This window comes from [Mycobacterium] manitobense (genome assembly GCF_025821665.1).
GTDB lineage: Bacteria > Actinomycetota > Actinomycetes > Mycobacteriales > Mycobacteriaceae > Mycobacterium > Mycobacterium arseniciresistens.
Genome location: NZ_JACKSJ010000039.1, coordinates 1 through 13,120, shown reverse-complemented (window position 1 = coordinate 13,120; position 13,120 = coordinate 1). Strand labels below are relative to the sequence as shown.

Here is a 13,120-nt window from a genome sequence, read left to right as displayed (position 1 = left end):
CGGCCAGCGCAGCCCGCGCACCGGTCGGCGGCGGCCGATCACCATGTCGGCCCCGCGGTCCAGCGCGGCGACCAGAGCGGGCAGTTCCCGCGGGTCCAGCGAGCCGTCGGCGTCCAGCACCGCGACCACCGGGGTGCCCGCGGCCACCACCCCGGCGTGCACGGCGGCTCCATAACCGGGTCGCGCCTCGGCGACCACGTCGGCCCCGTGGCTGCGCGCGACGTCGGCGGTCCCGTCGGTGCAGTTGTTGTCGACGACGAGGGCCCGGTATCCGGACGGCAGCGCCGAGAGCACGCCGGGCAGCGACGCCGCCTCGTTCAGGCACGGCAGCACTACGGTCACCGGACAGTCGGGCATGCCATCGACAGTAGCCAGACCCCACCGCCGGCAAACGGCCCATCGGTGACGAATCGATGACATCAGCGCAGGTAGCGGCCATGAACGGCTAACCTCGGAGAGATGACGCGCGTACTGATCGCCGACGACGACAACGTCGTGCGCGACGTCGTGCGCCGGTACCTGGAGCGGGACGGCCTCGACGTCTCGATCGCCCACGACGGAAACGAGGCGCTCCGGCTCCTCGGCACGCAGCGCATCGACGTCGCGGTGCTCGACGTGATGATGCCCGGCCCGGACGGTCTCACGTTGTGCCGCACGCTGCGTCAGCGCGGCGACTACACGGTGCCGGTGATCCTGCTGACCGCCCTCGGTGAGGAGGACGACCGCATCGCCGGACTCGAGGCGGGCGCCGACGACTACCTCACCAAACCGTTCAGCCCACGGGAACTCGCATTGCGCGTGCGGTCTGTATTGCGGCGCGCCCCAGCGCCGGTGGGCGCGGCTCCCGTCGACCTTGCGGTGGGCGACCTCACCGTGTCGGCCGCGTCCCGCTCTGTCACAGTCAGCGGGATCCCGGTGAGCCTGACCAACCGCGAGTTCGACCTGCTGCTGTTCTTCATCACCCACACCGACACGGTGTTCACCCGCGAGGAACTGCTGAAGCAGGTGTGGCACTGGGACTTCGGCGATCTCTCCACGGTCACCGTCCACGTCAAACGGCTGCGCTCCAAGCTCGGCGATCAGCATCGCGTGCAGACCGTCTGGGGCCGCGGCTACCTGTGGAGCAGCGGCGAACAGAGCGCCGATGCCGGCGCCTGACCTCTGGGAGATCGCCGGATGGGCGCTGGCCTGTTCCCTGCCCGTCGTGCTGGTCGGCGCCCTGGTCATCCGGCTGGCGCGGTCGTGGTCGCTGGCCGCCAGCATGGTGGCGCTCGTGCTGCTGCCGACCGTCGCGACGTTCACCGGCGTCATGGGAGCCAGCGGTCTGATGGACTCACCGTCCTACGAGCGCACGATCGTGGTGCTGGTGATCGTGTCGATCGTGACCATTCCCGCCGCCGTGATGCTGGCCCGCTATCAGGCGCGTCGCACCGTGTGGGAGCAGGAGATCCGCGAGTCCGAGCGGGCCGCCGAACATTCCCGGCGTCGGCTCGTCGCCTTCGTCAGCCATGACCTGCGCACCCCGCTGGCCGGTATCCGGGCGGTGGCGGAGGCCATCGCCGACGGCCTGGTCGACGAGGACGAGATCCGGGCGCACGCGAAGGTGATCGAACAGGAGTCGATCCGGCTCTCCGAGATGGTCGACGACCTGTTCGAGATGTCGAAGATCAACGCAGGCGCCGTGCAGCCCGCTCTCGACCGGGTGGCGCTCGACGAGGTGATCGACGACGTGCTGGCCGCACACCGGATCGCCGCCGAGCGCGCAGGCGTCCAGCTGCAAGCCGAGCTGCCCGAACAGCCGGTGCGGGTGCTGGGCAGCGACCGCGCACTGGTCCGTGTGTTGTCGAACCTGGTGGCCAACGCGATCGCGCACACCCCGGCGGGTGGCCGCGTGCACCTGGCGCTGGGCGCCGACGAGAACGGCGCATGGGCCCGCGTCGACGACACCGGCGTCGGCATCGACGAGGCCGACCTGCCGCGGGTGTTCGACGTCGCCTACCGCGGCTCCAACGACCGGGTGCCGCGCGCCGACTCGTCGCTGCCCAGCGGGTCCGGCCTCGGCCTCGCCATCGCCGCGGGCCTCGTTCAGGCCCACCGCGGCACGCTCTCGGCACGCAACCTCGACACCGGGGCGCGCTTCGAGGTGCGGCTCCCGCTCGCCGAGTAGGTCAATCAGGCAGGGTGCCGCTGAGCCGTTCGGCCGCCGCCAGGTAGTCCTCGATGAACTCGCGCACCACTTCGCGGGCCGGCTTGACCTTGTTCATCAGGCCGACGCCCTGGCCCACGAAGTACGTCGACAACGCCTGTGCGCCCGAATGTCCCTGTGAGGCAAGGCCGTCGATGCGCCGCAGCACCGGCTCGACGAGCATCGACTGCAGCGGCAACGGCAGCGGCCGGGCACCGCCGTCGTGCGGCAGCCACGCGTCGGTCCAATCGGAGACCAGCTGGCGCGACGGCTTTCCGGTGCGGCCCGCCGACCGGACGGTGTCGCGCGACGACGCGGCCAGCATCTTCTGCTGCGTGTGCGGCGCGGTCTCGGCCTCCTCGGTGGTCAGCCACACAGAACCGGTCCACGCGCCGTCGGCGCCCATCGCGACCGCGGCGGCCATCTGCCTGCCCGTCACGATGCCGCCCGCGGCCAGCACCGGCACCCGCTTGCCCGTCGCCTCGACGGCTTCGAGCACCTCGGGCACCAGCACGAGCGTCGAGACCTCGCCGCAGTGCCCGCCCGCCTCGGTGCCCTGCGCGATGATCAGGTCGACGCCGGCATTCACCTGCTTCACGGCGTGCTCACGGGCGCCGACCAGCGCCGCGACCGGGATGCCGCGCTCCCCCGCCGCCTCGATCATGTAGTCGGGCGGCACCCCGAGCGCATTGGCGACGAGCTTGATCGGATGGCTCATCGCGACGTCGAGCAGGTCGCGGCCGGTGTCGCCGGACAGCGACGAGCCGCCCAGGCGTGGCCGCTCCTCCGGTTCGATGTCGTGCTCGGCGAGCAGCTTCGCGACGAAGTCCTTCGTCTCGGCGGGGATCCGGTCGGCGAGCTGGCCGGTCGACAGGTTCTCGCCCTTGCCCTCGAATTTCGCGGGCACGATGATGTCGGCGCCGTAGGGCCTGCCCCCGACGTGGTCGTCGATCCAGCTGAGTTCCTGGTCGAGCTGTTCGGGCGTGTAGGCGGTGGCGCCCAGCACGCCGAAGCCGCCGGCGTTGGTGACCGCGGCGACGACATCGCGGCAGTGGCTGAACGCGAACAACGGGAAGTCGATGCCGAACTGTGCACAGATGGCGAGTTTCACACCGGCCAGTATCGACCCCCCGGTTGCGCCGAACGTGCGGTGGTTGCGATTTTCGGGCCGCATTCTCGCAGTGGGCGCACGTTCGGCGATTTCCACGGCCGCCGGTATGAGCCCCGAATCACTTGTGCCACTTTCGTTTCTGACGTCACATCACGGCCAAATGTGTCGGACCCTCGCACTAGTGTTCGAAGCATGGACAGGGAGCAGGTGTCGGCGGCGTTGCAGGCGTGGGATGCCGCGCGTGCCAACCTGGCCGCCCTGCCTCTCGACGCCTTGAGCGCCACGGAGTTGCTGGCGGTGTACGAGCGTCGGCAGTACTCCCATCGACACGACGCGGCCTTCGATCACACGGTCCTGGCTCATCTGCGGGAACGCTTCGAGCCCGACGCGTTTGGCAACACCAGCCTGAAAGAAGTTCTGGCCCAACGGTTGCACCTCGACACCGCCGACGCGAAGAGACGCCTCGACGCCGCCGAGGTGCTCGGCCCGCGGTGGTCGTTCACCGGCGAACCGAAGGCCCCTCTGTGGGTGCACACCGCTGCGGCGTTGGCCGCCGGGGCGATCGACCCGGCCCACGTCGAGGTGATCGGAAAGTTCTTCCGCAAATTGCCCGGCTGGGTGGACGACGCTGCCCGTGCCGGGGCCGACCGCGACCTCGCGAAGTGGGCCAAGAGCATGTGCCCGGAGGACCTCGAGAAGCTCGCCGATCACCTGGTCGAGGTCATCGATCCCGACGGCACCGAACCCGACCACGACGAGCAACAGGCCAAACGCAGCTTCAGGATGGGCAAGCAACGCAGCAACGGAATGACCCCGATCCGCGGCGAACTCGATCCCGAGACCGCCGCCCTGCTCGACGTCGTGCTGGCCAGAGACGGCGCCCCTGGGCAGAACCTGCCCGAGGACCCGGGTGCGGCCGAGGTCATCGAATGCGACATCACCGGCAGCCCCGATCCCCGCACGCGGCAACAACGCCACCACGATGCGCTCAAATCCGCGATGCGGCACGCCGTGGCCGCCGGGGGTCAGGTCAACGGGTTACCGGCCACCATCGTGGCCACCACCACCGTCAACGACCTCGAATCCGGGGCCGGATACGCAGACACCGCCGGCGGCACCAAACTGCCGATCCGAGACCTCATTCGGCTGGCCGGCCGATCACGGCACTACCTGGCGGTGTTCGACGACCACACCGGAGAGGTGCTGCACCTTGGTCGCGCCAGACGCTGCGCCACCACCGCGCAACGGCTGGCGCTGTTCGCCCGCGACAAGGGCTGCACCCGCCCCGGATGCACCCGCAACGCCTTCGACTGCCAGGTCCACCACGCCGAACAGGACTGGAAACGCGGCGGACTGACAAACACCACCGACATGACGCTGGCCTGCCCACCCGACAACAACCTCATCGAACAGACCCAATGGACCACCCGCCGCAAGGCCGGCCGTACCGAATGGATCCCACCCGCAGCACTCGACACCGGACAAACCCGCATCAACAACTACCACCATCCGCAGCGCTACCTCACCGAACGCGACGACGACGCCGAACCCGCTTAGCGCTCGAGCACCGGCGTCGAGGCCAGGAACTGCTCGATCGCGACCGTCATCACCGCGCCGTCGACCAGCGGCGGGTCGTTGTGTCCCGCACCGGGCACGGTGACGTAGCGCTTGGGCTCCGGCGCGGCGTCGAACAGCCGTCGGCTCATCGTCTCGGGCACGACGTCGTCGCGGTCACCGGCGAGCACCAGCAGCGGCGCCCGCAGCGAGCCGATCCGGTCGATCGACGGGTAGGAGTCGATCAGCAACCGCCGCACCGGGAGCCACGGATAGTGCACCGCGCCGGCGTCGGCCAGCGATGTGAACGGCGACCGCAGGATCAGCGCCGCCGGTGGAACGTCGACGGCGAGACCGAGAGCGCGTGCGGCGCCCAGGGATTCGCCGTAGTAGGCGATGCGCGACGGGTCGACCTCCGGCCGGGCCGCCAGCCAGTCGAGCGCGGCCCGGGCGTCGGCGGACAGGCCGTCCTCCGTCGGCCGTCCCGGGTTGCCGCCGTAGCCGCGGTAGTCGAACAGCAGCACCGCGACACCCATCCGGTGCAGCGCGAGCGCGAGGGCGGCGCGGCCGGACCGGTCACCGCCGTTGCCGTTGCACACCAGCACCGCGGGACCGGCGACGCGGCCGGGAAAATACCAGGCACCCAACGCCTTTCCGTCGGCCGTGGCCAACTCCACATCGCGACCGTCGGGCATCACCAGCGAGGCAGACGGCACCGGAACCGGCGCCGGGAAGTAGATCAGCCGGCGCTGCTGCGACCAGGCGAGCGCCGAGAGTCCCGACACCACCAGGGTGACGACCAGCACCCAGCGCATCTCAGTCCCGCAGCGGGGCGAACGCGAACTCGCGCAACCCGTCGCGCGGGTCGACCGCGGCCCGGAAGCCCAGCACCTCGGCGGCCCTGGCCGGATCGGCGACGATGTGGCGGACGTCGCCGCTGCGGTACTGCCCGGTGACCACCGGCGGCGGCGCGCCGCGGGCCTCGCACAGTTCCGCGGCCACCTCGCGGATCGAGATCGGCCTGCCCGAGCAGACGTTGAACGCCGCGAAGCCCGGATCTGCGCCCTCGACGGCGGCGAGGTTGGCGGCAGCGATGTCGTCGACGTGGATGAAGTCACGCATCTGACCGCCGTCCTCGAAAACGCGTGGCACGTCGCCCGATTCGAGTCCAGAGCGGAAGATCGCCGCCACCCCCGAATACGGTGTGTCGCGCGGCATGTGCGGGCCGTAGACGTTGTGGTAGCGCAGCGCCACCACCGCGCCGCCCGTCGATTCCGCCCACGCCAGCGCGTAGTGCTCCTGCGCGGTCTTGCTGGCGGCGTAGAGGCTGCGCGGCCGCAGCGGCGCGTCCTCCCCGACCAGGCGCCACTGCAACTCCTCGCCGCCCACCGGGCAGCGGTGCTCGAACACCCCGGCGTCCAGGTCGGTGCGGCTGCGCGGCACCGGGTCGACCGGTCCGTGCTCCGGACAGTCGAAGCGGCCCTGCCCGTAGACCACCATCGACGACGCCAGCACGAGCCGCCGGCAGTCCGCGGCGAACATCTCGGCCAGCAGCACAGTCGTGCCGTAATCGTTGTGGCTGCCGTAGGAGGGTGCGTCCGCGGCGTTCACCCCGGCGCCGACCACGGCGGCCTGATGACACACCACGTCCACCCCGCGCAGCAGCGGGGCCAGCGCGGCGGAGTCACGGATGTCGAGCACCTGGCAGTCGCCCGGCGGCCTGGCACCGGGGCCGTGGGCGGCCGGCAGCATGACGTCGACGGCGATCACGTCGTGGCCGGCGTCGCGCAGCGTGGTGGCCACCCGGGTGCCGATGAAGCCGGCGGCGCCGGTCAGCAACACCCTCACGGCAGTTCGATCGGCAGGGTGACGCCTTCGTGCGGCAGGCAGTGGGTGCAGGTGCGCTCCGAGCTGACCTGATCGATCGCCTCGTGCACGAGCTTCTTGAACGGCACCAGGTTCCGCTCGAACTCCGCGAACACGTCGACGGCCTTGACGCCCGCTCCGGTCTCGATGCCTGCGTCCAGATCGGTCACCAAAGCAATTGCCGCATAACACATTTCGAGTTCACGTGCCAGCACCGCCTCGGGGTAGCCGGTCATGTTGACGAGCGTGAAGCCCTGACCGGCGAACCACCTACTCTCGGCCCTGGTGGAGAACCGTGGCCCCTGCACCACCACCATGGTGCCGCCGTCGACGACGCCGGGCAGGTCCTTGGCCGCCGCGCGCAGCTCCGGGCAGTACGGGTCGGCGAACTCGACGTGGATGCCGCCGGAGTCGAAGTAGGTGTCGGCGCGTCCGCTGGTGCGGTCGACGAGCTGGTCGGGCACCACCATCGCGCCGGGGCCCAGCTCGGGTGTCAGGCTGCCGACCGCGCAGGGACCGAAGATGCGCCGCACGCCGAGTGCCCGCAGCGCCCACATGTTGGCCCGGTACGGCACGGTGTGCGGCGAGAACTCGTGATTCACGCCGTGCCGCGGCAGGAACGCGACCTCGTGATCGCCGACCGTGCCGACCGTGATCGGCGCGCTCGGTTCGCCGTAGGGGGTGTCGAGGCTGATGCTGCGCGCATCGGCGCCGAAGAACGAGTAGAAGCCGCTGCCACCGATCACTCCGAGCATCCGCCCATTGTCCGTCATGTCCGCGCCGCCCCGATGGGCGCTAACCCCGGTAGGCGAGGACCGGCGGAAGCGGGCGGATGCCGCCGCCACTGTTGCGGGCCGCGAAACCGGCGTCCGCGTCGTCGGCGGTCGCGCCGGAGTTGACGGTCAGTGTGCCGACGCGCCGGAACCGGCTCAGCACACCGCACATCAGGAACGTCAGCTGTCCCGGCGCCTCGCCGTCCATCCGGGCGCCGAACAGCACCGGCGACAGTCCCGCGAGGTACAGCCACAGCGACGAGTACAGCCGGTCCCCGGCTCGGGCGGCCGGCAGCGTGGCGTGGTGGAACGGCACGCCGTCCATCGACGATGCGAGCAGGAAGTCCTGATCGCGGCCGGGACCGTAGACGTCGGGCAGCTTGATGCAGATGGTGCGGATCGCCTCGTCGTCGCTCTGTGGCGCGATCCGCACCAGCGCGTCGGCACGCAGGCCGGGCCGCAGCAGTTCGGTGCCGCCAGGCAGCTTCGCGTCGTCGTCGAAGCTCAGCTGCGCCTGGTGGACGGGGGCGTCGGCGTCGAACAGACCGCCGTATCCACCGGCGACGGCCGAGACGGTGTTGCCGATGACTGTCGCTGCGGTGCCGCCGATGCTCACCACCGCTCCATAGCCCGTGGCGCGTCGCGTGAAACACTGACCGGCGTGGCCAGCATCGCGCAGTGGATCGAGGGCGCCCGTCCGCGCACCCTGCCCAACGCGATCTCGCCGGTCATCGCCGGGACCGGCGCGGCCGCCTGGCTGGACGCCGCGGTGTGGTGGAAGGCGCTGCTGGCACTGCTGGTCGCGGTGGCGCTGATCATCGGCGTCAACTACGCCAACGACTACTCCGACGGCATCCGCGGCACCGACGACGTGCGCGCCGGGCCGCTACGGCTGGTCGGCGCGAAGCTGGCATCGCCGCGAGCGGTGCTGACCGCGGCGGTGGTCAGCCTCGCCATCGGCGCGGCCGCCGGGCTGGCGCTCGCCGTGGTGAGCGCGTGGTGGCTGATCGCGGTCGGCGCGGTGTGCATCGCCGGGGCATGGCTCTACACCGGTGGCCGCAAGCCGTACGGCTACCTCGGCCTCGGCGAGGTCGCGGTGTTCGTGTTCTTCGGACTGGTCGCGGTGCTCGGCACGCAGTACACCCAGGCGCTGCGCATCGACTGGGTCGGTGTCGCGCTCGCGGTGGCGATGGGCTCGCTGTCGTCGGCGGTGCTGGTCGCCAACAACCTACGCGACATCCCGACCGACTCTGAGTCCGGCAAGATCACGCTCGCGGTGCGACTGGGCGATGCGCGCACCCGCGTGCTGTACCAGGCGCTCGTCGCGGTCGCACTGCTGATCCCGCTGGCGTTGATCGCCGCGACGCCGTGGTGCGCCGTCGGCCTGCTGGCGGCCCCGCTCGCACTGCGCGCCGCACGGCCGGTGCGCGGCGGGCAGCACGGCAGAGAACTGATCCCCGTGCTGCGCGACACCGGGCTGACCATGCTGGTGTGGGCGCTGACCGTGGCCGCCGCGCTGACCTTCGCGCCGTAGCCGCGACTCAGCCGCCCGCGGGCACCGGGTACCGGTCGTTGATGTCGGCGTTGCTCGCCTTCCGGGCGCAGTGGGCACAGCAGAAGATGCCCTCGTCGGCCTCCACACCGTGGCCCAGGATGCGGCACCCGCAGTGCGCACACTCGGGCGCCACCTGCACCGCGGCGCACTCGATGCTGTCGAACGTCGCGGTCCGGCCGTCGGGCCAGCTGACCTGGAACGCCTTGTCGTAGTCGTTTCCGCAGGTGTCGCAGACTGCCATCGCTGATACTCCTTCGTCGGGCGTTGTCGATCGGCGTTCCTAGGGGTGCCCGGTCGATGGCAGCCAGAAACCGGTGCGCGGGGCAAGATGATGCATCGGGTGCGTTCCTGTGCGCCAAGGAGAGGACTGCGATGGAGTCGCTGCGGGTGGTGGTGGCCGACGACGACGTGCTGCTGCGCGAGGGACTGGCCAGCCTGCTCGACCGGTCGGGGTTCGACGTCGTGGGCCGCGCCGGGGACGCCGGTGAACTGCTCACGATGGTGCGGGAGTGCCGCCCGGCGCTCGTCGTGGTCGACATCCGGATGCCACCCACCCACACCACCGAGGGCCTCGACGCCGCCCGGGTGATCCGCGAGGAGTGGCCCGACATCGGCATCCTGGTGCTGTCCGCACACGTCGAGGTGGAGCACGCCACCGAACTGCTCGCCGGCGGCCACGCGATCGGATACCTGCTGAAGACCCGGATCACCGACGTCGACGACTTCGTCGACACCCTGCAGCGGGTGGCCAGGGGCGCGTCGGTGGTGGATCCAGCTCTGGTGCAGGAACTCGTCTCCGCGCGCAGGCGCGACGATCCACTGGCCGCCCTGAGCGCCCGCGAGCGTGAGGTGCTGGTGCTGATGGCCGAGGGCCGCTCCAACTCCGGCATCGCGGGGCAACTGTGGGTGACCGAAGGCACCGTCGAGAAGCACGTCCGCGCCATCCTCACGAAGCTGAATCTGCAGGAGACCCCCGAAGATCACCGCCGCGTCCGTGCGGTGATCACCTACCTTGAGGCCCGCTGAGGCCGGCCACCCCGGCCAGCACGTCGCGGATCGCGTCGGCCGACAACGCCATCTTCGACACGAACCCGGCCGCCGGGCTGGCGGCGATCAGCTCCGCGAGGTCCTGCTCGGCGAACGTGGAGATCAGGATCACCGCCGGGCGGTGTTTGGCGTCGGCGCCGCATATCCGCTCGGCGACGTCGAAGCCACTCTCACCGCCGAGGTCGATGTCGACAAGGGCGAGGTCGGGCCGCAACTCGCCGCACAGCCGCTGTGCCTCGTCGCCGTCGGCGGCCGACGCGACGACGGTGATCCCGCCGCGCTCGAGCATCGAACGGGCGGCAGCGCGGAAGTCAGCGCTGTCGTCGACGATCAGGCAGCGCACCGCACACCCCCCTCGAACTCCTCATGACGTCAGCGTCGCAGAGCGCGCCTGCAGGCGCATTACCGCTAGCCGGAAAGGTCAAACAGCCAGCGCGTCGAGCAGCCGGTCGAGATCGTCGTCGGTGTTGTAGAGGTGGAAGCCGACCCGCACCGCGCCCGCGCGCACCGACGCCCGGATGCCCGCGTGCCGCAGCCGGTCGGTGGCCGACGTCGCCGGGCCGGACACCGGGATGGACACTATCGCCGAGTCCGACGCCGGCAGACCGAGTTCGGTGCGCAGCTTGGTGGCCAGACCGACGGTGTGCGCCTCGACGGCGACCGGGTCGAGGGATGCCAGCCACGGCAGTGTGAGCCCCGACCCGAGGACTCCGAACCATGCGGGCGAGGTGTCGAAGCGCCGTGCGTCGTCGGCCAGCCGGAGCGGCAACCCGTAGATCGACTGCCACGGCTGAGTGCCGGCGTACCAGTTCGCGGCGTGCGGGGTCATCATCCGAGCGATCCTGTCGCTCAACGACATCCACGCCGTCCCGCGCGGCGCCAGCAGCCACTTGTACACCGATGCGACGGTGACGTCGGCCCAGCCGAGGTCGAGACGCTTCCAGCCGGCGGCCTGGGTGACGTCGACGACGGTGAGCGTCGCGGCGCCGGCGACCGACGTCCGCAGTGCGTCGGCGTCGAGCACGGCGCCGTCTGCGGACTGCACGAGGCTGACGGTCACCACGTCGAATTCGGCGGCGCGGGCCAGCAGGTCGGGTTGTGACAATTCGGTGACGGTGACACCTCGCCCGGCCTGCGCGGCGAACGGGAATGTGGTGCTGGTGAACTCACCGGCCAGCGTGGCGACGGCGGCGCCGTCGGGGATCGCGGCGGCCACCAGTCCCAGTGCCGCGGACGCCGACCCGGCCATGGCCACCGACTCGACCGGCACCCCGGCCAGGGTCGCGTATGCGGCCCGCCCGGCGGTCACCGGTTCGTCGAAGGTGACCGGCTCCATCGTCCCGGTCTGCCACTGCCGCAGGCAGGAGTCGAGCGCGTCGGCCAGGAACCGTGGCGGCAGCCCATAGGTCGGGGAGTTGAGAAACCCTTCGGCGCCGAGGAATTCGGCTCCGAACGCCTCGCGGTATGTCACGACGGAGCGGCGGTGTCGTCGTCACCCCGTAGCCGGGACTGCAACTGCTCGCGGTCGCGGCGGCGGCGTTCGTCGACCACCGCGATGCTCGCGGTGGCACGCCTGCGCAGCGGCGCCAACAACCAGATGCCCAGCGGCAGAGCGATCACGATCGCGAAGAGGATCGCCACCACGATCGGGAACTGCTCGATCCCCAGCAGCCGGCCGGTGAGGAAGATGGCCGCGGCGAGCGCCGCCACCAGCACCAGGCGCGCCACCGTGTAGAGCGCCACGTCGACCATGAGGCGTGCTGTGGGCCGGTCATCTGACACGGTCACGAGCCTACCGACGGCGCGTATATTCGGTAACAGGAGGTTTTGGTGGCGTATCTGATCCTGTTGCTCGTCCTGGCAGGCCTGGTCTACGTCGGCTGGCGGCTCACCCGGGCGAACGCGAGCCGGCCCCGTCCGCGTGTGATCGGGCCGGACGACGACCCGGATTTCCTGCGGCGGCTCCGGGACGGCGACAACCCCCGTCCGTAGCGGTCAGGCCGGGTTGCCGGTGCGCGATGCGCCGGGGAACCCGTCGGCCACCACCGCCGCCAATTCGATCAGCGCCTCCCGCGTCGCGGGCCTGAGCCGGTCCAGGCTGATCTCCGCGCCCTCTTCCAGATGCGGGTCGAACGGCACCAGCCGCACCGCGCGGCAGCGCCTGCCGAAGTGGTCGACCACCTTCTGCATGTCAACCTTGCCCGAACGCGGCCGCACCGCGTTGACGACGGCGATCGAATTCTTCACCAGGTCCTCGTGGCCGTGGGCGTCGAGCCAGTCCAGGGTGGCCGACGCGCTGCGGGCGCCGTCGACCGAACCCGAACTGATGACGACCAGCACGTCGGCCTTCGACAGCACGGCCGACATCGCCGAATGCATCAGGCCGGTGCCGCAGTCGGTGAGCACCAGGCTGTAGAACCGCTCGAGCACCTCCAGCGTGCGGGAGTAGTCGTCGGAACTGAACGCCTCCGACACGGCCGGATCGCTCTCGGAGGCCAGCACCTCCAGCCGGCTCGGGCCCTGCGAGGTGTAGGCGCGCACGTCGCTGTAGCGCTCGATGCCTTCGGCGTCACGCAGCAGATGGCGCACGGTTGCCGGGGTCTCCAGCGGCACCTTCTCGCTCAGCGTGCCGCGGTCGGGGTTGGCGTCGACCGCCACCACCCGGTCCCCGCGGATGGAGGCGAACGTCGCGCCGAGGGTGGCCGTGATGGTCGTCTTGCCGACGCCGCCCTTGAGCGACAGCAGCGCGATGCGATAGCACCCGTGCAGCGGCTGCCTGACCTGTGCGAGCAGGCTGTCACGGTGGTTGGCTTTCGGGCCCTCCCCCAGGTTGATCAGCTTGAACGAGGCCAGGTAGAGCCACTTACGCCAGCCGTGCGACGGCGCCGGTTTCGGCCTGCCGAGCAGCGCGACGGCCGAGAGGTCCATGTGCGGTTGGGGCTGCGGCGCGTCGGCGGACAGCGGCGGAAGGGGCGCGGCGGCGGGCACCGGCGGCAGGGGCGGCGGAACGACCACGGGCGGGACGGGGG

17 protein-coding genes are annotated in these 13,120 nt (G+C 70.8%); 6 read left to right on the top strand and 11 right to left on the bottom strand.

Going from position 1 to position 13,120, the window contains the following annotated elements:
* Nucleotides 1–357 (bottom strand): glycosyltransferase (locus tag H7I41_RS05225; RefSeq protein ID WP_264011513.1); only part of this gene is annotated, 357 nt, incomplete at its 3' end.
* A 102-nt stretch (nucleotides 358–459) separates the two neighbouring features.
* Here H7I41_RS05225 and H7I41_RS05220 point away from each other — a divergent pair.
* Together H7I41_RS05220 and H7I41_RS05215 are read left to right on the top strand one after the other, a co-directional pair.
* Complete coding sequence (locus H7I41_RS05220) at nucleotides 460–1,158, top strand: response regulator transcription factor (RefSeq protein WP_264011512.1); 699 nt, start codon at nucleotides 460–462, stop codon at nucleotides 1,156–1,158.
* The gene (locus H7I41_RS05215) at nucleotides 1,145–2,167 is read left to right on the top strand and encodes a sensor histidine kinase (RefSeq protein ID WP_264011510.1); all 1,023 of its coding nucleotides are present in this window, start codon (nucleotides 1,145–1,147) and stop codon (nucleotides 2,165–2,167) included. Before H7I41_RS05220 ends, H7I41_RS05215 begins: the two co-directional genes overlap by 14 nt.
* 1 nt (nucleotide 2,168) lies before the next feature.
* Here H7I41_RS05215 and H7I41_RS05210 read toward each other — a convergent pair whose 3' ends face one another.
* Entirely contained in the window at nucleotides 2,169–3,296 is a 1,128-nt protein-coding gene (locus H7I41_RS05210) for an NAD(P)H-dependent flavin oxidoreductase (protein ID WP_264011509.1), read from the bottom strand.
* A 192-nt stretch (nucleotides 3,297–3,488) separates the two neighbouring features.
* Between H7I41_RS05210 and H7I41_RS05205 the strand changes: the two genes are divergently transcribed.
* Entirely contained in the window at nucleotides 3,489–4,853 is a 1,365-nt protein-coding gene (locus tag H7I41_RS05205; RefSeq protein WP_264011508.1) for an HNH endonuclease signature motif containing protein, read from the top strand.
* Here the strand turns inward: H7I41_RS05205 and H7I41_RS05200 are convergent.
* From H7I41_RS05200 to H7I41_RS05185, 4 genes are read right to left on the bottom strand one after another with little or no spacing between them, the layout of a single operon-like run.
* The gene (locus H7I41_RS05200) at nucleotides 4,850–5,665 is read right to left on the bottom strand and encodes an alpha/beta hydrolase (RefSeq protein ID WP_264011507.1); all 816 of its coding nucleotides are present in this window, start codon (nucleotides 5,663–5,665) and stop codon (nucleotides 4,850–4,852) included. The genes H7I41_RS05205 and H7I41_RS05200 overlap by 4 nt on opposite strands.
* Nucleotide 5,666: 1 nt before the next feature.
* Entirely contained in the window at nucleotides 5,667–6,698 is a 1,032-nt protein-coding gene (locus tag H7I41_RS05195) for an NAD-dependent epimerase/dehydratase family protein (RefSeq protein WP_264011506.1), read from the bottom strand.
* Nucleotides 6,695–7,471: an S-methyl-5'-thioadenosine phosphorylase gene (locus H7I41_RS05190; protein WP_264011505.1), complete on the bottom strand. Its 777-nt coding sequence runs from the start codon at nucleotides 7,469–7,471 to the stop codon at nucleotides 6,695–6,697. Before H7I41_RS05190 ends, H7I41_RS05195 begins: the two co-directional genes overlap by 4 nt.
* A 40-nt stretch (nucleotides 7,472–7,511) precedes the next feature.
* Complete coding sequence (locus H7I41_RS05185; protein ID WP_264011504.1) at nucleotides 7,512–8,105, bottom strand: hypothetical protein; 594 nt, start codon at nucleotides 8,103–8,105, stop codon at nucleotides 7,512–7,514.
* Nucleotides 8,106–8,150: 45 nt separating this feature from the next.
* On the opposite strand from H7I41_RS05185, the gene H7I41_RS05180 reads away from it, so the two are divergent.
* Nucleotides 8,151–9,023 (top strand): 1,4-dihydroxy-2-naphthoate polyprenyltransferase, encoded by an 873-nt coding sequence (locus H7I41_RS05180; protein ID WP_264011503.1) that lies wholly within the window; start codon nucleotides 8,151–8,153, stop codon nucleotides 9,021–9,023.
* Nucleotides 9,024–9,030: 7 nt separating this feature from the next.
* Here H7I41_RS05180 and H7I41_RS05175 read toward each other — a convergent pair whose 3' ends face one another.
* Nucleotides 9,031–9,285, bottom strand: coding sequence for a metallothionein (locus H7I41_RS05175; RefSeq protein WP_264011502.1), 255 nt, complete (start codon nucleotides 9,283–9,285; stop codon nucleotides 9,031–9,033).
* Nucleotides 9,286–9,416: 131 nt separating this feature from the next.
* On the opposite strand from H7I41_RS05175, the gene H7I41_RS05170 reads away from it, so the two are divergent.
* A complete protein-coding gene (locus H7I41_RS05170; protein ID WP_264011501.1) occupies nucleotides 9,417–10,070 on the top strand; it encodes a response regulator in 654 nt (217 codons plus the stop codon).
* Here H7I41_RS05170 and H7I41_RS05165 read toward each other — a convergent pair.
* The 3 genes from H7I41_RS05165 to H7I41_RS05155 form a co-directional block, all read right to left on the bottom strand.
* Nucleotides 10,048–10,434, bottom strand: coding sequence for a response regulator (locus H7I41_RS05165; protein ID WP_264011500.1), 387 nt, complete (start codon nucleotides 10,432–10,434; stop codon nucleotides 10,048–10,050). The genes H7I41_RS05170 and H7I41_RS05165 overlap by 23 nt on opposite strands.
* Nucleotides 10,435–10,512: 78 nt before the next feature.
* A complete protein-coding gene (locus H7I41_RS05160) occupies nucleotides 10,513–11,562 on the bottom strand; it encodes an aminotransferase class V-fold PLP-dependent enzyme (RefSeq protein ID WP_264011499.1) in 1,050 nt (349 codons plus the stop codon).
* Entirely contained in the window at nucleotides 11,559–11,873 is a 315-nt protein-coding gene (locus tag H7I41_RS05155; RefSeq protein WP_264011498.1) for a DUF4229 domain-containing protein, read from the bottom strand. Before H7I41_RS05155 ends, H7I41_RS05160 begins: the two co-directional genes overlap by 4 nt.
* Nucleotides 11,874–11,921: 48 nt before the next feature.
* Between H7I41_RS05155 and H7I41_RS05150 the strand changes: the two genes are divergently transcribed.
* Nucleotides 11,922–12,083, top strand: coding sequence for a hypothetical protein (locus tag H7I41_RS05150; protein WP_264011497.1), 162 nt, complete (start codon nucleotides 11,922–11,924; stop codon nucleotides 12,081–12,083).
* 3 nt (nucleotides 12,084–12,086) lie between these two features.
* On the opposite strand, the gene H7I41_RS05145 is transcribed toward H7I41_RS05150, so the two are convergent.
* A complete protein-coding gene (locus tag H7I41_RS05145; protein ID WP_372503679.1) occupies nucleotides 12,087–13,106 on the bottom strand; it encodes a MinD/ParA family ATP-binding protein in 1,020 nt (339 codons plus the stop codon).
* Nucleotides 13,107–13,120 lie beyond the last annotated feature (14 nt).